Raw genomic sequence first — 25,469 nt, 5'->3', positions numbered from 1 at the left:
GCCAGCCTTTAAGGGGGAGAAATATATGGATCGTTATCAGGAACTGGTGCAAAAAAAAGAAAAAATTAGGCAAATGGGCGGTCCAAAGGCTGTGGAACAGCAGCATAAAAGCGGCAAATGGACGGCCAGGGAAAGGATAGAATATTTCTTCGACCCGGGAACGTTCACGGAAATGGGCATGTTTGTCAGGCACCGCACCACTGCCTTTGGCATGGATAAGAGGGATGTTCCGGCCGAAGGCGTGGTTGTGGGCTATGGTAAGGTAAACGGCCGGAAAGTGATGGTGGCGGCGGAGGATTACACCACCATGGCCGGTACCTTTGGTGAATACCACGGTAAAAAATTTGCGCAGGCCATCGATATGGCCAGGGAAATGGGCATTCCCTTTATCGGCATGAATGACTCCGGAGGCGCCCGCCTGCAGGAAGGGATGGATACCCTGCAGGCTTACGCCTGGCTGTTCCGCTCGCAAATCCTGGCCTCGGGGATTATTCCCCAGCTGGCTCTTTTGATGGGACCGTGCCTGGGGGGGCAGGCCTACCACCCGGTGATGCAGGATTTTGTCTTTCAATGTAAAAAGACCGGTTTTATGGGTATTGCCGGGCCCGCTTTTGTGAAAACCCAGCTGGGGGAAGAAATCAGCCTGGAAGATCTGTGTGGTGTCCGGGTCCACGCCACCAAAACGGGTCAGACGCACGTGGTGGCGGAGGATGACCGGGACTGCCTGGACAAGGCCAGGGAATTGTTAAGTTACCTGCCCCAAAACAACCGGGAAATGCCGCCGCGGGTGGATACGGGGGATGAGGCCGAAAGGATTGTTCCGGAGCTGGATCATCTGGTTCCTGAAGAAGCCAGCTTACCCTTTGATATGCATGAAGTGATTAAAAGGGTGGTGGATAACGGTATTTTCTTTGAAATATTGAAAGATTTTGCCCAAAATGTCATTGTGGGTTTTGGGCGGATCTCGGGGCGGACGGTGGGGCTGGTGGCCAGCCAGCCGCTGGTGATGGGCGGAGTGATTAACTGCGACGCCGCCGATAAAGTGGCCCGGTTTGTGCGTTTCTGCGATTTGTTTAATATACCCCTGGTCAATTTCCACGATACTCCGGGTTACATGATTGGTTCCTACGAAGAGCACAGGGGCATATTGAGGCACGGGGCAAAGATGCTCTATGCTTACATCGATGCCACCGTGCCCAAGGTAACGGTAATCCTGCGCAAATCCTTTGCCGGCGCATATCTGGGGATGTGCTGCAAGGATACCGGGGCAGACATCGTTTATGCCTGGCCCATCGCCCAGGTATCCATAGTTGGTGCCGAAACGGCGGCCAGCGTGATCTTTGCCAAGGAAATTAAAAATGCCGATGATCCGTCCCGGGTGATGGCCGAGAGAATCCAGCAGTACCGCACCATGTATGAAAATCCCTATTGCGGTGCGGAACGCGGTTACATCGATGATGTAATTATGCCCGCCGATACCAGAAAATACATCGCCCGGGCGCTGGATATCCTGGAAAACAAGCAGGTAGCCAGACCGTACCGGAAGTATTCGAACATAAACTTATAAAATGTTATAGATCTTGACGGTGTAAAATTGAATATGCCCGGCACTCACAGGCATTACTGTTACTTAAAGTTAAGTTGCACTTAAATAAAAGAGTTCGTTTCGCAATTACCTTTGTTCATAAGTGCTGGGCTACTTAACCCGACGACTGACTTCTGACCACCGACGAGACTATCGACGACTATTTTTGAGGAGGAGGTGAAACCAGTGGCCATTCCGGTTAACTCTCCCATGGTCGGCAGATTGATTTCCATTAATGTGCAGGTGGGCGATCAGGTAAAGGAAAATGATCCCGTGGCCGCCCTGGAAGCCATGAAGATGGAAGTCAAAATCTATTCGCCGGCCAGCGGTGCGGTAAAGGAGATTAAAGCCGCTCCCGGTGAGGTGGTCAGCCCCGACACGGTAATTTTAACTTTGGAGTAGAAGTAAAATGGACCGGCCGTAGATCCAGCGAAACCGCTTCGTTAAAACCAGGGCACGGTGCTGTCCCGGGAAAAGTACTTTACGGGGCGGACCGTGCCTGAAGCGGTTTGAATGAATGGTTACGGGGAGATTCACACCCGTGTCAGGGAAAAACGGTCAATTTAATCGTTGCTTGAACCCCTGTACCGTCCCAGCATTTCCTTGATTTGTCCCCGTTTGGCCAGGTAACGGTCGCGGCTGGGGATGATCCAGCTTTCCAGGTGGTGCCGGCGGTGGGTCATGGTCCAGAAATGTCCTTCCGGGCCGGGCGGAGCGGGTACAAAATGCAGGTCGCCATTTTCCGGAATCAACCGCCCGGTGGTGTTGCAGACCACACAGGTTGCCCCGTCCCCGCCATTTAAGCGGAAGGAGCGGCTGTAGCAGTGGGGGCACTGCCCGGGTTCCACCGGGCGCTGTCCTGTTCCCTCCTGCAGTGCCCGGGCCACCCGCCGTCCCAGTTCCCGGGCGCGGGCCGCATTGGCGGGGTCCAGCAAAACCTCACCGGGTCCGGGGGCATAGGCCTCCAGATAATCAATCACCCTGTAGCCGTAGGCCAGGGAGAACAGGTTCAGCTGTTCCACGCCCAGGGGGTTCCACTGGCTGTTGCCGGCCACGCTGATGGTGGCGGCTACCCGGTGGCGTTTGGCCAGGGTTTCCAGGTGCGGGGACAGGGTAAGGGCCCGGTCCGTCACCAGCTTCACTATGCCGGCCGGGCCGAGGAGGTAGGTGGGGGCGGCAACAATCAGACCATCGGCCTGCAGGACTTTTTCCAGCAAAATTCCCAGATCGTCGTTTTTGATGGCACAACTTCCTTTATACACGCAGGCCAGGCAGCCCCGGCAGGGTTCAAAACGCAGGTCGGGAAGGCGCAGGAAATCTATGGCCACTTCCTTTTCCCGGGCGGCTTCCAGCGCCTCTTTCAGCAGTATCTCGCTGTTTCCCGGATGGCGCCGGGAGCAGCAGATGCCCAGTACAACCGTCATGCTCTCACCCCTTTTGGCAATTTATAGTTATGGTACCATACTTTTTAGAATCGTACAATATACCGTGATCAAGTGGGGTTTAAACCGGGGGTGGAGGAGAAACCCCTGCTTTTAGGGAAGGTAAGTGGAGAGCTGTTTGCTGGCGTACGTTTGCTTCCATATAACTTGAAAAAGGGTCAACTTCCCCCTTGCGCTGCAGTGCTTTTTCTTTTATAATACATGGTAAGTTTAAATGGTAAAAGTCCATGAAGGGGAAAAGTAGGCCGGACCCAGTTTTCCAGGGAGGAGGCGCCGGCGACTGGAAGCGCCTCCAGAACATGGCCGGTTGAAGTTCTCCCCGGAGATGCAGGCTGAAACCCGGATCACGGGCAAGTAGGCCGGGCCGTTTTCTTCCCACGTTACCGGGAAGGGGGTATCGGAAAACATTCCCGTACCTTAAAAGAGGTGGGCCATTTTTGTGCGGCCAACCAGGGTGGTAACGCGGAAAGCATTATGCTTCTCGTCCCTGACGGATGAGAAGCTTTTTATTTTCCCCCGTTGCCGTGGAATGTATTTTCCCGTACTTCGATCAAGGGGGCCGGTTTTTTGCCGGCCAACTGGGGTGGTACCGCGAAAAGTCCGCAAGGCTTTCGTCCCGAGGGATGAAGGACTGCGGATTTTTTATTTTAATAATCATGGAGGGATTAAAAATGGTGGTAGTGATGGACGGGCGGGCGCCGGCGGAACAGGTGCAGGCGGTGATCAGCAGGCTGGAGGAGTGCGGCTTCAAGGCCCATCCCATCCACGGTGTCCGGCGGATTGTCATCGGCGCCGTGGGGGACCGGCGGGCCATTTCTTCCCTGGGACTGGAGACCATGCCGGGAGTGGAAAGGGTGGTGCCGATTATGAAACCATATAAGCTGGTCAGCCGGGAGGCCAGGGAAGAGAATACGGTGGTCCGGGTGGGCAATGCCGCCATCGGCGGGGACGGACTGGCGGTCTGTGCCGGGCCCTGTGCGGTGGAAAGCCGTGAGCAATTGCTGGAGGCGGCCCGTATGGTGAGCGGGGCCGGGGCGGTTATGCTGCGGGGAGGTGCTTTTAAACCCCGCACATCTCCCTACAGCTTCCAGGGTCTGGAGGAAGAGGGCCTGAGACTGCTGGCGGAGGCGGCCCGGGAAACCGGCCTGGCCACGGTGACGGAAGTGGTGGATGAATACAGCCTGAACCTGGCCGTTCAGTATGTGGATGTGCTCCAGATTGGCGCCCGGAACATGCAGAATTTCCGGCTGCTGCAGATGGTGGGCCGCTCGGGAAAGCCGGTGCTGCTGAAAAGGGGACTTTCGGCTACAGTGGAGGAATGGCTGATGGCCGCTGAATACATCATGTCCGAGGGAAACGGGCAGATCATCCTCTGCGAGCGGGGTATCCGCACCTTTGAGCAGTCCACCCGCAATACCCTGGATTTAAGTGCCGTGCCCCTGGTCAAATCCTTAAGCCACCTGCCGGTGATTGTGGATCCCAGCCATGCCACGGGGGACCGTAAACTGGTGGGTCCCATGGCCAGAGCGGCGGTGGCGGCCGGGGCCGACGGGCTGCTCATCGAGGTGCACCCCGATCCGGGCAAGGCCCTGTGCGACGGTCCCCAGTCCCTTACCCCGGCCCAGTTTGCCGCCCTGATGGAGGAATTGCGGGCGGTGGCCGCCGCCGTTGGCCGGGCGGCATGACTTGCCTTGAGTGCCGGGCTGTATCTATACCGGTTTGCTTGAACAGCAGTCCGGTGTGCTTGAAAAAGTAGCCTGTGCCCTTTTGGGGGTAAGGGGGAAATATGGTATGGACAAACAAATTGGTTATCTGGGACCGGCGGGTACCTTTTCGGAAACGGCGGCGCGGAAATATTTGAGCCGCCAGGGGTCCGCCCGCGCCCGGCTGGTGGCCCTGCCCGGCATAGACGAAGCCCTGGCAGCGGTTGCCCGGGGAGATATGGACGAGGCAGTGGTGCCCCTGGAGAACTCCACGGAAGGGGCGGTTAACCAGACCCAGGACCTGCTGGCCCACGTCTTTTCCACCCTGCAGATCAAAGGGGAAGTGATCCTGCCGGTGGTGCACCACCTGCTGGCCCCCCCGGGGGTGGAACTGGCCCGGGTGGAAAGGGTTCTTTCCCACCCCCAGGCCCTGGCCCAGTGCCGGGAGTTTATACGGCAGCACCTTCCCCGGGCCCGGTTGGTGGAAACGGCCAGCACGGCGGCCGCCGTCCGGCTGGTGGCTTCTGCCGGCGCCCCCTGGGCGGCCGTCGGCCCGGAGGCGGCCGCCCGGGAGTACGGCCTGACCGTGCTGGTGGAAAAAATCAACGATCTTCCCGGCAATGCCACCCGGTTTATCGTGGTGGGGCGGGAAGAAAGTGCCGGTGGGATTTCCGGTAACGAGCCCCCGGCTGCAAACACTACCACCGGCCCGGACGGCCGCCGTTTGCCTGTACGGGGAGGGGGGAAGGCGTCCGGCTGCAAAGGGAGCGGTTATAAAACCTCCCTTATCGTCTCCATAGCCCACCGCCCGGGGGCACTGCATGAAGTGCTGGCGGAATTTGCCCGGCGGGGCATTAATTTGACCCGCATCGAATCCCGCCCCTCCCGGCGCCGGTTGGGGGAATACCTGTTTTTTATTGATCTGGAGGGTCACCGGCTGGAGCAGCCGGTAAGAGGGGCGCTGGAAGCGGTGGCCGGCCGGGCGGAATTGCGCATTTTGGGGTCCTATCCCGTGGACGACTGCCCCGTTGATGGGTCCGCTTTACAGGAAGGAGGGATTGATCCCTGTTCCGGTACCGCCACCGGGGCCTGCAGCCGGGCAAGGGTCGTTCCGGCTGAACCGGTTGGTGGAGATGAATCCCTTCCGGCAGTGCGCCGGAAGCAAATGGAAACTGTGCGGGCGGCCATTGATCAGGTGGATGCCCGGATTGTGGATTTGCTGGCCCGGCGCCAGAAACTGGTGGCCCGGGTGGGGCAATTGAAGGCGGGTATGTACCCGGTGCGCGACCACCGGCGGGAGTCCCGGGTGCTGGCCCGGGTAAAGGGCCTGGCTCTGGAGAAAGGGCTGGATCCGGCCAGAATAGAACAAATTTACCGTTTGATTATCCATTATGCGGTATGCATACAAAGTGAACGGCAGGGGGAGGCGACCTGCGGCGCTGATCCGGCCGGTGCGGCCCGTGATGTTTCCGGGGGAACATTGAATACACCGTGAAAACCCCGGGGGTTTTCTGGCCGGTGAATATATAAAAGATATATTCCGGTTACGTTCATAAGTCTGTTTGTTTTCCGGACGACCCTTTGTGCCGGTCGGTACTGCGGTGCCGGTTGCCGGGCGCCCCCGGGGCATTTTACCTTTCTTCCGGTTTTTCCCTCTGGCCCGTTTTATACGACATGGGCCACTTTACAGATTTATTGGTACCGTGCCGGTGGGCGCTCTCCAGCTGTGCCTGCTGGGATTTTATTTCCCGGGGACGGGGAGCGCCCGGCGGACGGTGCAGGTCGGAAATGGTTTCCGGTTTCTGATATCCTTTATCGCCGGGTCTTCTGGGAATGGTCATGAACTGCGCCTCCTTTCAAAATGGTCGTCGGTCAGACGCCGCTCTGGTTAAATGGCCCAGCACGCACGCCATACGGTAATTTTTGGGTGATGAACCCGCTTGTATCTTATTGAGCTATCCGAACGTCTGTGAGCGCCGGGTATGTTTTATGGAGGGAACTTTTACCCGGACGGCCCCTTTAAAATGGTTGCGGTCACGGCAGACCGTTTTGTTTATTGTTCTTTTGCCGCAGCCTTTTTATCCCTGGACATATCTGAAAAATAAAAAACCTCCTTCCCAGGAGGTTTGCGGGTGGCAATACCCCGCATCATGGGTTGGGAATATTGGAAAAATTTAATGTAAAGACTTTTTATATTCCTGCATGAGGTCGGTTTTAAAAAGCTTTTCCAGTTCGGCCCGGGTTTCTTCGTCAAAGAGATCTTTCAGAAAAAGCATTTGGTCGTTGAGTTTATCGGCAAGGAATACCGGCGCTGCCGCCCGCAGGGCCAGGGCCACGGCGTCGCTGGGCCGGGCATCCAGTACCACTCCCTGCTGGGGAAGAGCCAGGTGAACCTCCGCATAGAAGGTGCTTTCCTTCAGGTCGGTAATCACCACCTGGGAGATACGGGCTCCTAAAGCCTCGCAGGTGGACTTCAGCAGGTCATGGGTCAGGGGACGGGGTACGGCGACATGTCCCAGGGCCACTGCAATGGCGTGGGCTTCCAGCAATCCTACCCAGATGGGTAATACCCGCTCTTCTTCCACATCGGTTAACAGTATGATTGGATTGCCCGAGATGTCATAGGCAATGCCTTTCACATTTACGCGGATCATCGCTCCCACCTCCGTTTACATGCTATCCGGGAAAACCCGCATCCTGCCCCGGGGTTCTATTGTTATTTTATCATTTAGTTGAAGACTGTCAAATGTTCTTTTGAAGACAATTATACACTTATTCTCTTTCCAGGAACAGGTTAATGAGCCAGCCTGCCATACTGGTTAATAACGCCCCCCAGAAAGCCCCGGCAAAGCTGTAAACCTGAAAACCGGGTACCAGCCAGGCGGTGATGGTAAAGGTGATGGCGTTGATCACAAAAATAAACAAACCCAGTGTGATGACAGTGAGGGGCAGGGTGAAAAATACCAGCACCGGACGCACCAGGGTGTTCACTATGCCCAGGACAAAGGCGGCCAGCACGGCCGGTCCAATCCCCACAATCCGGAAACCGGGCACCAGGTGGTCGATGAACAACAGGGCCAGCCCGTTCAGACAAAGGCTCAGCAGCCAGCGCATGTGCAAACCCTCCAGATCCCGTGCTCGCTTTTTCTCCGACATTCCTATTGCTTTGCCGGTTTACTGGTTCCAAACATCTCCACGGGCCTAACTTTAATCTTCGACGTCTTCATTGCCGTTTCCTGCCGGTTGTGACTCTTTGCAGACCGGTGGTTGTGGTGGCAGGGAATTTAATCCTATCTGTCGAATAGCATATGTCTCGTGGGGGTGTAGTTGTGTCGCCTGCAGTGTCCGGAAAAAACACAAGTTTACCCGGGCGGGAAAACGTCCGGAAAAACATCCTGCCTTCCCTGCTGGAGGGTATGATCCCTGCCCTTGTGGCGGCGTTGACGGTAAAAAATCCCTGGCATCCCCCTGTACTGGTGCTTGCCGGGTATTACACCGCCTGGCGGGCCGGGCGGGTGCGGCCCGTCTGGTTTGGGACCGGCCTGGTGCTGGGTAGTTTGCTGGTTGCGGCACCCCTCTGGTGGTGGTCCGGCCGTCCGGGAACCCCGGCTGTTCTGGGATATCCCACCGCCGGATTGGCCGCGGTATGGGATGGCCCCCTGGTGGCCCTGTCCGTTCTGGTTGCCTACCATCTCTTTGCCGGGGCCTATTTCTTCGCCACCTATTACCGTTCCCCCCTGGCCTGGGTCACCACTATTATTATGGGTGTGCTGGCCGCCCTGGTGGTGTGGTGGGCAGGGACCGGGCTGGTTTTGATGATGGTTGTCCCCATGCTCTGGCTCTGCCTTTTGCCCCTGTGGGCACCCGACTGGCGGTTGATGCACAGCCTGCTCTTTGCCTCCATCTACCTGGCTGCCGTCTACCTGCTGGCCCGGGTTTCCGGTGGCGTATCCATACTGGCGGACCGCTGGCCGGACGGGGTGGCGGTGGTGGGGATGGCCCTGGTGCCCCGGTGGATGGGCTATCTCTATCCGGCTCGCAAACACCCCCTGGATTCCCTGCCGGTGATTACCCCTACCCTGAATTTGTGGCAAAAGGCGAGGGCATGGCGGGAAGTGTTTTTTCTGGCTGTTGATTTTTATGCCCTGACCATGGAAAAGTATACCTGGTTTTCCCGCCTGGCATTTTGGGGCTACCCTTTCATTGTTCTGGGTATAACGGGCGAAATTTTGATTTCCTTCGGCCATTTTTCTTCCGGGTTTTCTTATCTGACCGCACTGCTTTTTACCGGTGGACTGGCTTTACAGTTGGGAAAGGGGGATTACTTCTCCATCCAGTTCCTGGGACTTTATGGAGCGGCCCTGATCCTGGCCCGGTGTCTGCCGGCCTTCCATTTGGATTTTAAGTCCCTGGTTGCGGGAGTGGTGTTGCTGGTTCTAAGCCTGATTTTATGGTCGGGCCGTCCCCGGGAGACCCGGAGTGAAAGAAAAAGGTGGCAGGAACTGAACTCTTAACAGCCATCGGTAGTATCCCTCTATTTGGGCCAGATGCGGTGAAATGATATGGAAGCAAATAAATTGCGCCGGGTTTCCCGGCTTTTTTGCTTTATGTAAGCGAGAAACTCCCGCAAAAAATCCTCCCACATGGCCGTTATTTCTTTCCCCGGTCCGTCGCCCAGGAGGGGCAGGCTTTCATCCACCCCCTCTTTGATCAAGGCCAGGGCCTGGCCCAGTTTGGATTTTATTTCCGGCAGCTTTTCATGGTCCACCTTCCATTCCTCCTGCTTTAATTTTCAGGCCGGCAGTAAAAAGGTCCTGGAGTGAATTCTTTCCATCATGCCCTTCGGAGATACCTGTCATCCTTCCGCGGGTGGCTGTTGCTCCCCCTTTTCCCCCAGGGAATCCTTCAATCTTTCAAACTGCGCTTCGGCCACAATGTCCTCCACTCCCTCCTTGATTTGAGCCAGGAGCTGCTGTGCACTTCCCAGCAGGGCAAATAAATGCTCCAGAATGGCGGTAATCAGCGGGCGCAGCTTATCCCGCAGGGCGGGAACGGATACCAGGGCCAGCAGAATCAGGAGCAGGGTAAGGGTGTTTCCCCGGTTGAAAAAGTCCGGGAGGCGGCTCATGACGCCGCCACAGTTGCGGGGCAGGTTGTCCACCAGATCCCGCAAAGAAAGGCCCTCTGTCCGGGTTTCATCCAAAAGTTCCCGCAGGACCGTCATCACTTCCGGAGATCCGTTCCGCTGCAACCTTTCTTCCATATCCCGCAGGACCTGTAATTCCCGGTAGAGATCCCTTTTCAAGGCGGCTATTTCCCGGCGGGAGTAGGGACGCCGGTACGATCCCCCCCGGGTGCTGTTCCGCAGATCGTTTAACAACTCTTCCCTCAGTTCTTCCACCAGATCGGCTTCGGGCCGGTACCGTCCGGCATAGTAGCGTCTCATTTGAGGACACTCCTTTGTTTGTGGGGTTTATAATATCTTAGCAGTTAATTGAAATTGAGGCAAGTAAAACAATGCAAGAAAAATTCCTCCCCGCCCAATGAATTATTAAGTTACTGTTAATTTTTTGTTATAAATTGATTAAATTGCGTATTGACATATCCGTCAAATTATGTTACTATGAGTCAAAAGCTGGAAGGAGGGAGAAAACCAGTGCTTACCCGTGTGCTGCAACGTACTTCTCCTCTGGGCCTGCTGGTTTCCGGCCTGGTCGTGGGTGTGGCTGTCAGTCCCGTTTTGCGCAAAGGGGTGCGGGGGTTGCTGGTACAGACCGCCAAAATGGTGCTGGTGGCTTCCGATCAGGTGAAGGGGATCGGCAATAAAATCAGTGAAGGGGTTAACGACCTGGTGGCTGAAGCCCGGGCAAAGGCAGAGGAAGAAAAGCCCCCGCTGATAGCCGAAAAAGTACACGCGGCCACCGTGGCTGCCGTGGGGACGGGGCTGGCTGCGGCTGACCGGGTGCGGCAGGTGGCCGACGGTTTCAAGGAACGCTTCACGGGCCTGGTGGAAGAAGCCCGGAAGCAGCAGGCGGCCGAAGGGGAAGAAGAAACGGCTCCCGGTGAAAAACAGGACTGAAACGGGAAGAGGGTTTGGCGGGTGGCTGTGCGAGGGAAGATGTGCCGGCCGAACCCAAAAGGAACGGTTGACGGCTGGGGACGACCACAGAGCGGGTCGCACCGGGTGGCCGCAATAACATCTCTGGAAAAAATAAGGTGTCTTTTGTAGGAGATGGGCCTTTTGGTTGAACAGTTTAACAGGCTTCCCCTGGCCGGCGGTTGAATAAGGCTACGGCCAAACCGGAAATTAGTCGGACAGAACAAATGTGCTGCCGGGGGCGGCATTTTTCTTCAAGGGGGGTAGTCCATGGCCGTCACTGAAATAAAAAACAGCCTGCGCCCGGAAATAGTACACCGTCTCCCGGGACGGTTGCGCCTGCACCTGCCCGGGCTGGCCCGGCGCCCCCGGCTGGCGGGGGAACTGGCCGGTGGTCTGGCGGCACTGCCGGGTGTCCGGCGGGTGGTGGCCAACCCCGTTTCCGGGCGGGTGCTGATTCAATTCGACCAGGGGGGAGACTGGCAGTGGCTTGTCCGGCAGGTGGGTGAACTGTGGTCGGAGTTGCTGTCCAATCCCCGGCCGGTTGATCCCGGTGGGCATGGGCACGACCCTGCCGGTAAGAGGGAAAGGGTGGATTTTGACACCTCCCTGAAGGAGCAACCACCGCCTTCCGCTCCTGGAGCCAGGGCTTCCGGGGAAAGCGACCCCGTGGTCAGGAATATGACCGCCCTGGCCCTGGGCGGGGCGGCCATTGCTCTGGTGGGGGTAAAGCGCCTTTTTAAAGGCCCCTCCACCCTGGCCGGTTCCCCTTCCCTGTTCCGTGCGGCGGTGGCCACCAACTTGCTGGCCGGTTACCCGTTGTTATCAGGAAGAAAGGAAGGAGCCGGCGGTGAACAACCTGCCTGGCAGAGGCTGGTAGCACTGGTGGGTCTGGGGGCGGCATTGTTGAGGGAAAGCTTGCCCGGCCTTACCCTTTTCTGGCTTTCCAGCGTGGCGGCTGTCATGGATGCCCTGGTACGCCGGCGCTATCGTAAAACGGGTGGCGAAGGGGGGGACATTGCGGCCGGGGAAGGGGCAGGGGATGCATCCCGGTGCGCCCGGTTGACCGATACATATATGGCCGAAACAACCGGGACGGCCCTGGGCCTGTCCGCCCTGACCGGGCTATTTACGGCCAGACCTTCCCGGGCGCTGGCCATGCTGGTGACGGCCAATCCAGCCGGCGGCCGTAAAAGCCTGGCCATGACCGGTGCGGCCCTGGCCGTGAAAGCCGGCCGGCTGGGCATAAATGTCCCCCACTCCGGTTTCTGGCAGCAGCTTTGTGATGTGGATACGGTTTTCTTCGAAGATGCCGGTCTGTTTTTGATGCCTGCGCAAATGGGCGAAGTGCTTGCCCGGCCGGGTGTGCGTCCCCGGGAGATTTTGCACACGGCAGCGGCACTGGCCGGAAAAGCCGGCCACCCCCTGGCGGCCCTCTTTCCCGCCCGGGTTGAAGAGCAGGAGGTGGAAGTACTGGCCGGCGGTCCATTGGAGCTAAAGGGCCGCATTGGCCTGGAGAATGCCTTTGTGGGGCCCCTGCAAAAAACCGGCGGACTGGTTGACCAGTGGATTGACCTGAAAAGCAAGCAGCTGGTTCACCTGGGACAGGTGCCCCTGGGAGTGGTCCGGCAGGGACGTTTTCTGGGTCTTATGGGCGTTTACTGTATGCCCCGTCCGGGTATCACACAGGTAATAACCGGACTGCGGACCGGCGGCGTGCAAAACATCTTTGTCTTTGCCCCCGAGCGGGGGGTGGGATCTCTCCTGGAAGGTATGGGTCTGGATGTGGTGGAGGATCCGCACCAGTCCGGGCTGGAGGAGCGGACAGCCGGCATGGTCGCCGCCGGACAGCGGGTGGCCCGGGTGTTCACCGGTCCTTCCGGCGGGCTTTTTGTGCATCTCCAGCCGGGGCGGGATGTGATGGTTATTCCCGATGGCCACCCCGGGAAACTGGCCCTGGCCTTTCACCTGGGCCGGACCTTTGCCGTCCGGGTACAAAAAAATATTCACTTTCTGCGTCTGGCCAATTATCTGGGCCTGTTCCTTGCCGCCACCGGGAGAATTTCTCTTTTTGCGTCCCTTCTATATTACGACCTGGTCAATCTCCTGCTGGCTGCCGGCGCCTACCGGGAGTTGTTTGGCAGGAACGGTCCGGGGGAAGCCGGGCCGGGAGCCGGTGATGGGGACAACGCACCGGGCGGCCGGAAGTGGGGTTCGCGGGGAAAACAGCCGTCTTTCAGGCTTATTTCCGGGACCGGGCACCGGGAACCGGGTGCCGAAAAGGGCGCAGGGGTGCCGGATCCCGGGAGCGGCGGGGTACGGCCGGAGCGGGTAAAGGATACCGCCGGGCCGCATAAGGGGAATGCCGCGGCCGGTGCGCGGGCCCACCGCCCCTTTAACGGCAACGGTTGGGCAGGGCAAACCGGTGCGGAAGTGGTAACCCGCCTGCAAACCGATGCCCGCCGGGGACTGGATGAAACGGAAGCCGCCCGCAGGCTGGGCCTGTATGGTCCCAACCGTTTGCCGGAGGGCAAACCCCCGGGTTTCTGGTCCCGTTTTGCCGCCCAGTTGCAGAATCTGATGGTTCAGACGCTGCTGGGTTCCAGTGTGGTTTGTCTGTTCCTGGGGGAAGTGGGGGATGCCCTGGCCATCATCTCCATTGTGGTGTTGAACGCCATGTTCGGCGTGCTGCAGGAACAGAAGGCGGAAACGGCCTTAGCGGCCCTGCGGGAAATGACCGCGGCCACCGCCCGGGTGATCCGGGGCGGGCGGCCGGTGGAACTGCCGGCGGCGGAACTGGTGCCCGGCGATGTGGTTCTGCTGGAGCAGGGTGACGGAGTGCCTGCGGACATGCGCCTGCTTTCCGTGGAGGATCTGGCGGTGGAGGAATCGACTTTGACCGGTGAGTCCCTGCCCGTGAGCAAATACACCGCCGCCCAGGAAGACTGCCTGATGCTCCACGATTGCCGCAATATGGTCTTTATGGGTACCACCGTGACCAGGGGCAAGGCCACCGGGGTGGTGGTGGCCACGGGCCTGGATACGGAAATAGGCAAGATTTCCGGCCTGCTGCAGAACGGAGAGGAGGAAACCCCGCTGCAAAAGCGCCTGGGGGTGATCAGCCGGGGGGTGCTGCTAGGCTGTCTGGCCGTGAGCGGCCTGGTTTTTCTGGCCGGGATCCTGCGGGGTGAGCGTCCCCTGAGCATGTTTATGACCGGTGTGAGCCTGGCTGTGGCGGCCATTCCCGAGGGTTTGCCGGCCACGGTAACCATAGCCCTGGCCGCCGGGGTGTGGCGGATGGCCAGAAAACAGGCCATCGTCCGCCGCCTTTCGGGGGTGGAAACCCTGGGCTCCGTTACGGTGATCTGCAGCGACAAAACCGGTACCCTCACCCGGAACGAGCAGACCGTGCGGGCCGTTTACACCGCCGGCAGGTTATACCGGGTGACCGGCGCCGGCTATGATGCCGCGGGTGAACTGCTCTGCCGGGATAAGCGGGTGATGGCCGGGGAAGAAAAGTCCCTGTGGCGCACATTGAAAGGAGCGGTGCTGTGCAGTGATGCCCGCCTGCTCCCGGGAGAAAGGGAGAACAACTTTAAGGTATGGGGGGATCCCCTGGAGGGAGCCATTCTGGTTTGTGCCCGCAAGGCGGGGATCGATCCGGAAAAGTTGCGCCGGGAGCACCCCCGGAGGGGGGAAGTGCCCTTTGATCCCGAACGGGGGCGCATGACGGTGGCCTGCCGGGAAGAAGGGGGAACCACCCTGTATACCAAGGGGGCACCGGAGGTGGTGCTGGACCTGTGTGACAGGGTGTGGCTGGAAGATGGCCCCGCTCCCCTGGACGACAAAATGCGCCGGGCCATTGGGCTGATGAACCGGGAAATGGCCCGGCGGGCGCTGCGGGTGCTGGCCGTGGCCTGCCGCCCCGGCATAGAACCGGCGGAAAAGCTGGCCGGGCAGGAAGGGGGGCTGATTTTCCTGGGGTTGCTGGGGATGGTGGATCCCCTGCGGGAAGAAGCCCCGGCGGCCGTGGAAAGATGCCGCCGGGCCGGCGTGCGGCTGGTGATGATCACCGGGGACCAGCCCCAAACGGCCCGGGCGGTGGCAAACGAGCTGGGCCTGATGGGCGTGGCCGGCCGGGTGCTGTCCGGACGGGAAATAGAAAAAATGTCCGACGAAGAACTGATGCGGGCGGCGGCGGAGGTCAATGTGTTCGCCCGGGTGCTGCCCAGGCACAAGCTGCGGCTGGTCAAGGCCCTGCGGGATGCCGGGCATGTGGTGGCCATGATTGGCGACGGGGCAAACGACGCCCCGGCGGTAAAGAAGGCCCATGTGGGTATAGCCATGGGCAAAAGCGGCACCCATGTCACCCGGGAAGCTTCCACCATGATCATTGCCGACGACAATTTTGCCACGGTGGTGGAGGCCATGGCTGAAGGACGGGGCATTTACGCCAGCATTCGCCGCTCGGTGCGCTATCAGCTGGCCACCAATGCCGGCGAGGTATTGCTGATGTTCATGGCCGTGGCTCTGGGGCTGCCCCTGCCTCTGGTACCCATTCACCTGCTATGGCTGAACATCCTGGGTGACGGCCTGCCGGCCCTGGCCCTGGGCATGGAACGCCCGGCCGCCGGTGTAATGGAACAAAAGCCCCGGCCCACCACGGCCCGGTTCTTCGACCGGGAATACACGGGTCACATCCTTTCCCGGGGGCTGGCCATCGGCCTTTCCGCCCTCGGTGCCTACCTGATCAGTCCGGGCGGGAGGAGGAATTTAACGGCGGCCAGGACGGTGGTACTGGGCACCCTGACCATGAGCCAGTTGCTTTACGCCGTACAGTGCCGCCGGGATGCGGCCACGGGGGCAAACCGCTTCCTTACCGGTTCCCTGGCCCTCTCCGGGGGGTTGTTGCTGGGCGCCTGTTACCTGCCCGGCCTGCGTTCCTTCCTGAAAACCAGCCCGCCGGGCCTGTTGGATTGGCTGGTGATGGGTCTGGGAGTGGGCTTGAGTGCAGTCCTGGACCGTCTGGTCTATTCCATAATCGGAGCGGTTTCACGACCGGCGCGGCAAAAAGAAATACCATTGTTACCGGTTTCCGGGGAACCGGCGCCCGAAGAAACGCCTGCCCACCGCCGGCCCGTGCTCGTATCCCTGGCCGGTCCCGCCAACATTTGATTAACCGGTTTCCGTTGGCGTTTCCGGGAGCCCAGCACTCAATGAAAGGTATGCTCTGCGAAAGGATTATCTGTTCGCCAGGTCATCTATTATCAATATGCAAGCATAGAATCGTTGAGTGTTGGACCAAACGGTTTCAATAACAGCTATGGAAATAGAAAAGCGGCGGTATGCACCGTCGCTTTTTGGCGTGTTTTCAGGCGGGAATGCTTTCGGCGGTATCCCATGTTTGGGGTTCGTACCACTGGTAAAGGAGTACCGCCACCCGGCGGCAGACGTCATGTTCCAGCCGCCGCCATATCTGCCGCACCAGTCCGGTGATACAGCGTTTTAAATAATCCCACTCCATAGCCCGGTGTTGATTGATACTTTCCCTGGGTACGGGGGGCATAAGCTCCCCTGCCGTTTCGGGAAGGGGAAAGGGGCAATTTTCTTCCCACACCTGGCGGCAGGCCCATTGTTGTACCGCTTCGCTGAAGACGGCCAGCTCCCGCATTTGCCGGCAGCCCTCCATCACCGGCTGCAAGGCGTCCATTTCCCCGGAAATGTCCATCCAGCCCGGCCGCACTTGATCCGGCGCAAGGTAAAAGGCCGGGTAACCGGTGTCTCGCTCCAGGGTATTTTTGATCATTACTGTCAGCCGGTCAATAATTGCAGGGGGAAAAAAGGTATTGTAAAAACTTTCCTCCCAGTGTTCCCCCCGGTAAAGCACCCGGCAAATATATTCCTCCACCTGATTTATGCAGGCACCGGCCAGGTTTTTTATTTCCCTTTGCAGGGATTGCAGGCATTTTTCCACCATCAATGAGGGTTCCAGGCTTACAGGAAAGGACTTGTTCAAAACTCCCTTCACCTGCCGTTCCCCCTTTCCCTGTTGTCTGGGGCTATTATAAGGCCCGGGTTTTAAGCAGCAATTAAAAACGGGTTAAAAAAATGTAAAATTTTTGCCCGGCGCCAGCTTTGGCGCCGGGCGGCAATCTGGTAGCGCCGACCGTTATGACTCCCCCGGGGCTGGCAATCAAAACCGGCAGGTATGTACACTTTTCCTTTAACAGGGGGCGGCCGGCGGGTATAATTATTTATATTTCGACCAGTCAAGGGAGCGGTTTATCTTGGCCAGAGAATTTGAGTACCGGGTGCTGGGCCATGTCAAAAGGGCCATCGTTGATTATAACATGATTAAAAACGGGGACCGGGTGGCTGTGGGACTGTCCGGGGGAAAGGACAGTACCGTACTGCTGCACGTGCTGCACCGGGTTCGGTTGTCCGCTCCGGTAAAATTTGACCTGCACGGTATTTATGTGGACCCCGGCTGGAACATGGAGGTTAATATCCTGCGGGAACTGTGCCTTTCTTACGGCGTACCTTTTTATTACAAGCCCACCGATATTGCCACCGTGGTTTTCGATTTGCGTCAGGAAAAAAACCCCTGTTCCCTGTGTGCCAATTTGCGCCGGGGGGCGTTGAACAGCACGGCCCGGGAGCTGGGCTGCAACAAGGTAGCCCTGGGGCATCACCTGGATGACGTGGTGGAGACCTTTTTCATGAGCCTTTTTTACACCGGACAGTTACGCACCTTTGCCCCGGTGACCTACCTGGATCGCAGCGGCATTACCATGATCCGCCCCCTGGTCTATCTCACCGAAGGCCAGGTGCAGGAAATGGTCATGAGGCGGCATCTCCCCGTTCTGGAAAACCCCTGTCCGGTAAATAAAAAAACCAAACGGGAAGAGATAAAACAGTTGGTGGCCGGTTTGAGCCGGCAATACCCCGAATTGCGTTTCCGGCTTTTAAATGCCCTGCAGACCGCCGATCTGCGCAATCTGTGGCCGGGGAAAGCAAGAAGGCCGGAGGGTTAACAACACTATCGATGAAACAGATGAATATATTACCGGATTGTTTCCTGTAAATAGGGCCATACTGCTCCGGTAATCTTTTCCCGCCATGCCTGCTGTACATCCGGGGGCAGGGGACTGCCGTCCAGGCAGCGCATACTTTCGGGTAATTCCAGGTCATTGGCCCGGGCCTGGCGATGGACCTGGATTGTTCCGTCGCCCAGCAACTGCCCCCTCTCAAAAATTTGATAATGGACAATATAACTGGGGTCGGAGGATAGATCTTCACTTACCCGGGCGATGACTTTGAAGCGCATGCATTTCCCCCCTTTTTCGCTATAGCATATCCAGCAAGTGTATGATACTATCCCGGTCAATTTCATTCTCAATATGAGTAGTAGGGAGTATGATCGGCAGACAAATTCAAAACTTTCCGTATTTGTCTCTTGGTTATTTTCGTTCTATTTTCAATATTGTTATTTTCCCCTTTAGGATAAATTATAGTTTACTCACCCCGTTATCATCTTTATAATGTAAGTAGCAAGGTGCCGGGAAAGTCTTTCTCCTTATCACATCTAATTCAACTGGTCATGAACTTGCCAAGAGGGGTGAGAATATGGGTGAGCTAACCAACTTTTATAATCCCACAGCCGTAGCTATAGTAGGTGCTTCAAAGAAGCCCGGAAAAGTGGGTAATTCCATTGTAAAAAACATGATTGAGTCCGGCTACCCCGGAAAGATTTATCCGGTAAACCCCAAAGACAGTGAAATTGAAGGGTTAAAGGCCTATCCTTCAGTGACAGCCATTCCCGGTCCGGTGGAACTGGCGGTGCTTTCCGTGCCGGCTGCTAAAGTTGTGGAAGCGGCCAGGGAATGTGGCGAAAAGGGTATACCCTACCTGGTGGTTATTACCGCTGGATTCAAGGAAATCGGCAAAGAAGGGCTGGACCTGGAAAAGGAACTGGTGGCCACCTGCCGCCGTTACGGTATGCGCATGCTGGGTCCCAACTGCGTGGGGATGGCGGATACCCATACGCCCATCAACGCTTCCTTCACCAGAAACTCCCCGCTCAAAGGTGATATAGCCTTCCTTTCCCAGAGCGGCGCCACATTAATTGCCATCCTGGACTGGAGCCGGTCCGTGGGCCTCGGTTTTAGCAAAATGGTCAGTTTGGGCAACAAGGGGGATCTGTCGGAGATTGAATTTATTGCCGAGGCGGCGGCAGATCCCTATACCCGGGTTATTGCCTGCTACCTGGAAGATGTGGCCGACGGTGCCCGTTTTCTGGATGTGGTGCGGGAGGCCACCCGGAAAAAACCGGTCATTATCCTCAAATCCGGCACCAGCCAGGCCGGTGCCCAGGCCGCTTCCTCCCATACGGGGGCCCTGGCCGGCAGCGATCTGGCCTATGATACGGCCTTCCGGCAGTGCGGTGTCATCCGTGCCCGTTCCCTGACCGAACTCTTTGAGCTGGCCATTGCCTTTTCCCGCTGCCCGGTGCCGGCCGGCAAGCGGGTGGCCATAGTGACCAACTCTGGCGGCCCGGGTATTGTGGCTACGGACAATGTGGAGGCCAGAGGCCTTACCATGGCCCGCTTCACCCGGGAAACCATAGACGAACTGCGGGCGGGGCTGCCTGCCGAGGCCGCCCTGTACAACCCGGTGGATGTGCTGGGGGACGGCAAGGCGGATCGCTACCGTTTCGCCATGGAAAAGGTTCTGGCCGATCCCAATGTGGACAGCATGGTGGTTTTGATGTGCCCCACCGCCGTGGCCCAGCCGGTGGAAACCACCCGGGCGGTTGTTGAGCTGCAAAAGCAGTATCCCGGCAAACCCATTCTGGGAGGGTACCTGGGGGGCGAGTCCATGGCCGAAGCCGTCCAGCTGATGGCCGAAGCCGGCATACCCTGCTTCACCTTTCCCGAACCGGCCATTGCCGCCATCAGCGGCCTGGTGAACTATGGACAATTCCGGGAGATGCCCGGCGATGGCAACGAACTGAGCTACCCCGACGTGGATAAAAGAGCCGTGAAGGCCATCTTTTACGACGTGATCCGGGACAACCGCCTGGTCCTGCTGGGAAGCGAGGCGGCGGCGGTGGCCCGGGCCTACGGTATTTCCGCCGCCCCCGTTTCCCTGGCCACCACACCCGACGAAGCGGTGGAAGAGGCGCAAAAGATGGGTTATCCGGTGGTACTCAAGGTGGCTTCGCCCAAAATCCTGCATAAAACCGATGTGGGCGGGGTCAAAGTGGGCCTGGATTCTCCCGAAGCCGTCCGCAGGGCCTTTGTAGAAATCATGGAAAATGTGAACCTCCTGCTACCTGAAGCGGTGGTTTACGGTATAGAAGTGCAGAAAATGATGCCCAAAGGCACCGAGTTGATCATTGGGATGACCCGGGACGTTCAATTCGGTCCCATGATTGCCTGCGGCCTGGGCGGTATTTACGTCAACCTCTTGAAGGACGTATCCTTCCGCCTGGCCCGGGGGCTTACCCGGCGGGAGATTGAGAACATGCTGGCTGAGACCAAGGCCTATACCCTTTTGCGGGGTTACCGGGGGGAAAAGCCCGCAGACCTGCCGGCCCTGGTGGATGCCATCGGCCGCACCGCCAGGCTGGTGCTGGACTTCCCGGAAATCAACGAGATAGACATCAACCCCGTCTTTGCGTATAACCAGGGCTTAAGTGCCCTTGATATTAAAATTACCATTTCTTAAAGCGAGGTGTAAATAATGAAAAACCTTTACATCATGGGCACTCCGGCCAGCGGAAAAACGGCCCTGGCCCTGGGGCTGGCTCAAAAATTTAAAAAAGAAGGCCTGCGGGTGGCTTATTTTAAGCCCATCGGTAACCCTTCCCCGGGACGGGAGCGGGTGGATGAGGACGCCGTTTTAATGCGGGAAGTGCTGGGGATGGATACCCCCCTGGAGCTCATGGTGCCCCGGATGGCCGGCCCGTCCTACCTGTCGGGTAACGGCTGTAAAGATGCCCTGAACCAGGTGCGCTATGCTTATCAGGGGATTGCCGCCGACAGCGATGTGGTCATTATTGGCGGTGCCATTTATCCCTATGCCTACGCCGGGTGTGGCCTGGACGATGTCACCCTGGCCAAAGAGCTTGCCGCTCCGGTGTTGTTGGTGGTCAACATTGAAAACGACTTCAGCCTGGATCAGACCCTTTTCTTCAACCGGAGCCTGGCCGCGGCGGGAGTAAACCTGCTGGGGAACGTTTTTAACAACATTCCCCGTCCTCTGCTGGCCAAGACCGAGGGCATCTACCAGCCCATCCTGGAGAAGCAGGGTTATAAAGTTTTGGGCATTATCCCCCGCCGGCCGGAAATTGCTTCCCCCACGGTGGAGGAGTACTACGAGGTCCTGGGCGGCGAGATTCTGGCCGGAGGGGACAATCTGGATCGCCTGGTGAAGACGTGGTTATCGGGGCCATGACCGCTGACAGCGCCCTTACCTATTTGCGCCGTTCTGCCGATAAGGCGGTGATTCTGGGTGGTGACCGGGCCGATATGGCCCTGGCCGCTCTGGAGACCAGCACGGCAGTGCTGATCCTCACCGGCGGCCTCTATCCGGACGTAAAGGTGATTGCCCGGGCACAGGAAAAGAACGTACCTCTGATCCTGGTTCATTATGACACCTACACCACAGTGGAAAAGATAAACCACCTGACCCGCCGCTTAAAACCGGGGAACACCACCGCCATTCAGGTGGCCCTGGAGAATGTGGAAAAATATTGCCAGTGGCAGACCATTGTGGAGGCCATGCGCTAGCACACCGCACCGCCGGAACCTGTGGCCGGCGGTGTTTTTATATTTTCTTTCGGAAGGTGTTGTTCCCCGACATACACATTGCCGGATGCATCTGGAAGCCTTCCGTTCACGTTTGAAAGGAGCATTTTTTATCCGGGATGCCATTACGGAGAAAAGCTTTCGGGTGTTCGGACCGGCATATGGCCGTTTACTGTTTTGTGGCGGCATCCCGGGGGATGTGCAGGCATTTCCCTTGACAAATTACCGGCCTCTTCTATATAATGTGTTTTGTTATAATCAAAGGGGTGTCTTTCCAATGCATATTGATGTTTCAAAGATCAAAGCCAGCCCCGGAGAAAGAATGCACCTGGAACTGGAAGCCCCTTTGCCATCCCTGGAGGCCGGCGGGGAACGGGTGGAATTTACCGGTCCAGCCCGGGCATCCCTGGAAGTGAGCAATACCGGTAAAGCCCTGCGGGTGGAAGGACGGTTGAAGGCACAGCTGCGGCCGCAATGCGCCCGGTGCCTGGAACCCTTTACCATGCCGGTGGAAACGGAGATCAGCGAAACCTATTACCCCGAGGGTGGTGGGGAAGCCGCTCCGGATGAACGGGAAGAGTGGATTCCCTTTTCCGGGGATGTACTGGATATCACCCCGGAAGTGCTCAAAAGTCTCATGCTGGTTTTACCCATGCGTTTTGTTTGCCGGGAAGACTGCCGCGGCCTTTGTCCCCGGTGCGGTCGGAACCGGAACCTGGTTTCCTGTGACTGTCCCGGTGAGGATGTGGACCCGCGCCTGGCGGTATTGAAGGACTTTTTTAAAAGTAAATGAAGGTTAAAAACGGGCCGAAGGGGGTGGATGGACATGGGTGTACCCAAGCGGAAAAGTTCCAAACAGCGGGGCAGGCAACGGCGTGCCCACTGGAAAATTGAAGCTCCCGGGCTGGTGCGTTGTCCCCAGTGCCATGCCCTGAAAGTTTCCCACCGGGTTTGTCCTGAATGCGGGTATTACAAAGCCAGGGCGGTGGTAAAAGTGGACTGATTGCCGGTGGCCGGGCCGGTTGCAACATCGTTAACCCGCAGAGATGGAGCCACCGGATTAATAAGCATAACAGCAGGTTGCGGCGACAAAACCATTCCGGCAGTGGCCTTTGCCCTGCCGGAAATTTTTTGCCCGGGCGGTTGCTTTTTTTTGCCATTTACTTTATACTAAGTTTTAGCACCTGGTACTAATTTCTTTGACGGTGGTATCCATGCCCAGAAATCATGGCGCCAAGGTGGAGCGGCAGCAACTGCTGTCCCGTTACCTGGCCGGCAATCCCTTTCTCACCGATGAAGAACTGGCGGCCTTACTGGGAGTAAGTGTGCAGACCATCCGGCTGGACCGGGGGGACCTGCACATACCTGAAAGGCGGGAGCGGCTGGAGCAGGTGGCCCGGGGGGTTTACGGCCGCCTGCGCTCCCTGGACCGCACCGAACTGGTGGGCGAACTGGTGGAACTGGAAGTCAACAGGTACGGAGTTTCCATATTAACCATTACCGGGGAAATGACCCTTTATCGCAGCCGGGTGGCCCGGGGACATCATCTATTTGCCCAGGCCAATTCTCTGGCGGTGGCCCTGTGTGACGCCCCGGTGGCCCTGACGGGCACCACTAAAATTAGCTTCCGCCGCCCCGTTTTTTGTGGTGAAAAGGTGGTGGCCCGGGCTTATGTCAGACGCAAAAAAGGTAATAAATACATGGTAAGGGTTACCTCAACGGTACACGGTGAAACGGTACTGGAGGGGAAATTTCTCATCTTTGCCATTGCAGAGGAGGTCTGGCGGCAGTGAAAATTGCCGTGGATGCCATGGGCGGCGACCACGCTCCCGGGGAAATCGTTCAGGGTGCCGTGGAGGCGGTCAGGGAATGTGGCCAGGAGATTGTTCTGGTGGGTGACCGGGAGAAGATTACAGCCATCCTGGGTGGCAAACCACCCCGGGAGATAGAAATCTTCCATGCCCCGGAGGCCATAGCCATGGGTGAACACCCGGCGGTGGCCGTGCGGCGGAAAAGGCAGTCTTCCATTGTTCAGGCTGTGAAACTGGTCAAAGAAGGTGAGGCCCAGGGATTGGTTTCGGCCGGCAGCACCGGTGCGGCCATGGCGGCCTCCCTTTTGGGTCTGGGAAGAATCCGGGGCATTGACCGCCCGGCCATCGCCAGCATTTTGCCCAACCGGAACGGTCAGACGGTGCTGGTGGATGCGGGGGCCAATGTGGACTGCAAACCGGATAACCTGTTGCAATTTGCCATCATGGGTTCCCTTTATGCCGAAAAGATCCTGGGTATCCAGAATCCCCGGGTTGGTCTTTTAAATGTGGGCGAGGAAGAAACCAAGGGCAATGAGCTGACCCTGGCTACCTTCCCCCTGCTGCGGGACTCCCACCTGCATTTTATTGGCAATGTGGAAGGCCGGGATGTTTTTGCCGGCACGGTGGATGTGGTGGTTTGTGATGGTTTTGTCGGTAATATAGTATTGAAGGCCGGGGAAGGTCTGGCCGCAGCCCTTATTCATATGATCAAGGAGGAAATTACCCGGAGCTGGCTGGCCAAAATGGGAACGGTGATGACCCTGCCGGCTTTAAAGCCCTTCAGCCGCCGGCTGGATTATGCCGAATACGGCGGCGCACCCCTTCTGGGTGTAAACGGGGTGGTGATTATCAGCCACGGCAGTTCCAGCGCCCGGGCCATAAAGAATGCCATAAAAAGGGCCAGGGAAGCGGTGGAAAACGGGCTGGTCGGAGCCATCCGGGAAAGTATTGGTGAGATAACCACGGATGAAAAGAAAGCGGGGATAAATTAATGGCACAGCAAGTGACGCCGGTGGGCATCATGGGCACGGGTATCCGTGTTCCGGAACGGGTACTGACCAATGAGGATCTGGAACGGATGGTGGACACCAGTGATGAGTGGATCCGTACCCGCACCGGCATTCGGGAAAGGCACATTGCGGCAGAGAATGAGGCTGCCTCCGACCTGGCCATAGGGGCGGCCAGGAGGGCGCTGGAGGATGCCCGGGTTTCCCCGGAGGAACTGGATCTGATCATTGTGGCTACCAACAGCCCGGACATGCTTTTCCCGGCCACGGCCTGCCTGGTGCAGGATGCCCTGGGCGCCGGCAGGGCGGGGGCCTTTGATCTGCAGGCCGGCTGTACCGGTTTTTTGTACGCCCTGGCCTGCGGCGGCCAGTTTGTGGCCACCGGGACGGCCAAAAGGGTGCTGGTAATCGGCGCCGAGGTCCTTTCTCCACTGATCAACTGGCAGGACCGCAATACCTGTGTTCTGTTTGGCGATGGAGCGGGAGCGGTGGTTTTGGGCCCCGTTCCGGAAGGTTACGGCATCCTGGCCACCCGATTGGGTTCCGAAGGAAGGGGCGCTCCTTTGATCAGCCTGCCCGGGGGACTTTCCCGCCACCCGGCGTCGGCGGAAACCCTGGCCGGCAACCAGCATTTCATACATATGAACGGCCGGGAGGTATTTAAATTTGCCGTAAAGGTGATGATCGACGGCTGCCTGGAAATACTGCAGGCGGCGGGTTTGGCGGCTGATCAACTGGACTGCTTGATTCCCCACCAGGCCAATATCCGTATCATTGAAGCGGCGGCTAAGCGGCTGGAACTGCCCATGGACCGGGTATGGGTCAATGTGGACCGTTACGGCAACACCTCGGCCGCTTCCATTCCCCTGGCTCTGCATGAGGCGCTGACAGCCGGCCGGATTAAAAACGGGGATAACGTGGTCATGGTGGCCTTTGGTGCCGGGCTCACCTGGGGCGCCATGGCCCTGCGGTGGTATGACCGCTGCGTCCGGTAACAAATTACGAAAGGAGAC

The 25,469-nt window shown here is 58.1% G+C and carries 24 protein-coding genes; 16 read left to right on the top strand and 8 right to left on the bottom strand.

What is annotated here, in order from left to right; translation table 11 throughout:
• Window positions 1-25: 25 nt before the first annotated feature.
• Window positions 26-1,567 (top strand): acyl-CoA carboxylase subunit beta, encoded by a 1,542-nt coding sequence (locus GFC01_RS05785; protein ID WP_152945692.1) that lies wholly within the window; start codon window positions 26-28, stop codon window positions 1,565-1,567.
• Window positions 1,568-1,771: 204 nt separating this feature from the next.
• Window positions 1,772-1,987 (top strand): biotin/lipoyl-containing protein, encoded by a 216-nt coding sequence (locus GFC01_RS05780; protein ID WP_341473778.1) that lies wholly within the window; start codon window positions 1,772-1,774, stop codon window positions 1,985-1,987.
• Between the two features lie 161 nt (window positions 1,988-2,148).
• On the opposite strand, the gene GFC01_RS05775 is transcribed toward GFC01_RS05780, so the two are convergent.
• Window positions 2,149-3,009 (bottom strand): flavodoxin family protein, encoded by an 861-nt coding sequence (locus tag GFC01_RS05775; protein WP_152945691.1) that lies wholly within the window; start codon window positions 3,007-3,009, stop codon window positions 2,149-2,151.
• Between the two features lie 689 nt (window positions 3,010-3,698).
• Here GFC01_RS05775 and aroF point away from each other — a divergent pair.
• A complete protein-coding gene (gene aroF / locus GFC01_RS05770; RefSeq protein WP_152945690.1) occupies window positions 3,699-4,712 on the top strand; it encodes a 3-deoxy-7-phosphoheptulonate synthase in 1,014 nt (337 codons plus the stop codon).
• 106 nt (window positions 4,713-4,818) lie between these two features.
• Window positions 4,819-6,225, top strand: coding sequence for a prephenate dehydratase (gene pheA / locus GFC01_RS05765; RefSeq protein ID WP_152945689.1), 1,407 nt, complete (start codon window positions 4,819-4,821; stop codon window positions 6,223-6,225).
• A 136-nt stretch (window positions 6,226-6,361) separates the two neighbouring features.
• Here pheA and GFC01_RS05760 read toward each other — a convergent pair whose 3' ends face one another.
• The 3 genes from GFC01_RS05760 to GFC01_RS05750 all read right to left on the bottom strand — a co-directional run bounded on the left by GFC01_RS05760 (window position 6,362) and on the right by GFC01_RS05750 (window position 7,844).
• The gene (locus GFC01_RS05760; RefSeq protein ID WP_152945688.1) at window positions 6,362-6,571 is read right to left on the bottom strand and encodes a hypothetical protein; all 210 of its coding nucleotides are present in this window, start codon (window positions 6,569-6,571) and stop codon (window positions 6,362-6,364) included.
• Between the two features lie 333 nt (window positions 6,572-6,904).
• Entirely contained in the window at window positions 6,905-7,384 is a 480-nt protein-coding gene (locus GFC01_RS05755) for a bifunctional nuclease family protein (RefSeq protein ID WP_152945687.1), read from the bottom strand.
• Between the two features lie 118 nt (window positions 7,385-7,502).
• Entirely contained in the window at window positions 7,503-7,844 is a 342-nt protein-coding gene (locus GFC01_RS05750) for a phage holin family protein (RefSeq protein ID WP_152945686.1), read from the bottom strand.
• 215 nt (window positions 7,845-8,059) lie between these two features.
• On the opposite strand from GFC01_RS05750, the gene GFC01_RS05745 reads away from it, so the two are divergent.
• Entirely contained in the window at window positions 8,060-9,244 is a 1,185-nt protein-coding gene (locus GFC01_RS05745; RefSeq protein WP_152945685.1) for a hypothetical protein, read from the top strand.
• 20 nt (window positions 9,245-9,264) lie between these two features.
• Here GFC01_RS05745 and GFC01_RS05740 read toward each other — a convergent pair whose 3' ends face one another.
• Entirely contained in the window at window positions 9,265-9,498 is a 234-nt protein-coding gene (locus GFC01_RS05740) for a hypothetical protein (RefSeq protein WP_152945684.1), read from the bottom strand.
• A gap of 87 nt (window positions 9,499-9,585) precedes the next feature.
• On the bottom strand, window positions 9,586-10,176 hold the full coding sequence (locus GFC01_RS05735; RefSeq protein WP_152945683.1) for a hypothetical protein: 591 nt from the start codon (window positions 10,174-10,176) through the stop codon (window positions 9,586-9,588).
• Between the two features lie 210 nt (window positions 10,177-10,386).
• Here GFC01_RS05735 and GFC01_RS05730 point away from each other — a divergent pair, with 210 nt between their 5' ends.
• Together GFC01_RS05730 and GFC01_RS05725 are read left to right on the top strand one after the other, a co-directional pair.
• Complete coding sequence (locus GFC01_RS05730) at window positions 10,387-10,809, top strand: hypothetical protein (protein WP_152945682.1); 423 nt, start codon at window positions 10,387-10,389, stop codon at window positions 10,807-10,809.
• Between the two features lie 288 nt (window positions 10,810-11,097).
• Window positions 11,098-16,002 carry a cation-translocating P-type ATPase gene (locus GFC01_RS05725; RefSeq protein ID WP_152945681.1) on the top strand — a complete coding sequence of 1,635 codons (4,905 nt, stop codon included), beginning with the start codon at window positions 11,098-11,100 and terminating at the stop codon, window positions 16,000-16,002.
• 196 nt (window positions 16,003-16,198) lie between these two features.
• Here GFC01_RS05725 and GFC01_RS05720 read toward each other — a convergent pair whose 3' ends face one another.
• On the bottom strand, window positions 16,199-16,855 hold the full coding sequence (locus GFC01_RS05720) for a hypothetical protein (protein WP_152945680.1): 657 nt from the start codon (window positions 16,853-16,855) through the stop codon (window positions 16,199-16,201).
• A 259-nt stretch (window positions 16,856-17,114) separates the two neighbouring features.
• Here GFC01_RS05720 and GFC01_RS05715 point away from each other — a divergent pair, with 259 nt between their 5' ends.
• Window positions 17,115-17,861: a tRNA 2-thiocytidine biosynthesis TtcA family protein gene (locus GFC01_RS05715; protein ID WP_243137279.1), complete on the top strand. Its 747-nt coding sequence runs from the start codon at window positions 17,115-17,117 to the stop codon at window positions 17,859-17,861.
• 29 nt (window positions 17,862-17,890) lie between these two features.
• Here the strand turns inward: GFC01_RS05715 and GFC01_RS05710 are convergent, their stop codons facing one another.
• A complete protein-coding gene (locus GFC01_RS05710) occupies window positions 17,891-18,154 on the bottom strand; it encodes a hypothetical protein (protein ID WP_152945679.1) in 264 nt (87 codons plus the stop codon).
• A gap of 299 nt (window positions 18,155-18,453) precedes the next feature.
• Between GFC01_RS05710 and acs the strand changes: the two genes are divergently transcribed.
• From acs to GFC01_RS05675, 8 genes are all read left to right on the top strand, one after another.
• On the top strand, window positions 18,454-20,556 hold the full coding sequence (acs, locus tag GFC01_RS05705) for an acetate--CoA ligase alpha subunit (RefSeq protein ID WP_152945678.1): 2,103 nt from the start codon (window positions 18,454-18,456) through the stop codon (window positions 20,554-20,556).
• Window positions 20,557-20,571: 15 nt separating this feature from the next.
• Window positions 20,572-21,285 (top strand): AAA family ATPase, encoded by a 714-nt coding sequence (locus GFC01_RS05700; RefSeq protein ID WP_341473777.1) that lies wholly within the window; start codon window positions 20,572-20,574, stop codon window positions 21,283-21,285.
• On the top strand, window positions 21,282-21,620 hold the full coding sequence (locus GFC01_RS19950) for a DRTGG domain-containing protein (RefSeq protein ID WP_341473776.1): 339 nt from the start codon (window positions 21,282-21,284) through the stop codon (window positions 21,618-21,620). Before GFC01_RS05700 ends, GFC01_RS19950 begins: the two co-directional genes overlap by 4 nt.
• A 295-nt stretch (window positions 21,621-21,915) precedes the next feature.
• Window positions 21,916-22,431 carry a YceD family protein gene (locus tag GFC01_RS05695; protein WP_152945677.1) on the top strand — a complete coding sequence of 172 codons (516 nt, stop codon included), beginning with the start codon at window positions 21,916-21,918 and terminating at the stop codon, window positions 22,429-22,431.
• A gap of 33 nt (window positions 22,432-22,464) precedes the next feature.
• Entirely contained in the window at window positions 22,465-22,641 is a 177-nt protein-coding gene (gene rpmF / locus GFC01_RS05690; protein WP_152945676.1) for a 50S ribosomal protein L32, read from the top strand.
• Between the two features lie 211 nt (window positions 22,642-22,852).
• Window positions 22,853-23,431, top strand: a complete 579-nt coding sequence (gene fapR / locus GFC01_RS05685) for a transcription factor FapR (protein ID WP_152945675.1) — start codon at window positions 22,853-22,855, stop codon at window positions 23,429-23,431.
• Window positions 23,428-24,441, top strand: a complete 1,014-nt coding sequence (gene plsX / locus GFC01_RS05680) for a phosphate acyltransferase PlsX (RefSeq protein ID WP_341473775.1) — start codon at window positions 23,428-23,430, stop codon at window positions 24,439-24,441. Before fapR ends, plsX begins: the two co-directional genes overlap by 4 nt.
• Window positions 24,441-25,451 carry a beta-ketoacyl-ACP synthase III gene (locus GFC01_RS05675; RefSeq protein ID WP_152945674.1) on the top strand — a complete coding sequence of 337 codons (1,011 nt, stop codon included), beginning with the start codon at window positions 24,441-24,443 and terminating at the stop codon, window positions 25,449-25,451. The genes plsX and GFC01_RS05675 overlap by 1 nt, the downstream gene beginning before the upstream one ends.
• Window positions 25,452-25,469: the final 18 nt, after the last annotated feature.

The organism is Desulfofundulus thermobenzoicus (assembly GCF_009428905.1).
In the GTDB taxonomy this organism is placed as follows: Bacteria; Bacillota; Desulfotomaculia; order Desulfotomaculales; family Desulfovirgulaceae; genus Desulfofundulus_A; species Desulfofundulus_A thermobenzoicus.
Note: the sequence above shows the minus strand (reverse complement) of the source record. Positions and strands in the feature narration are given on the sequence as shown.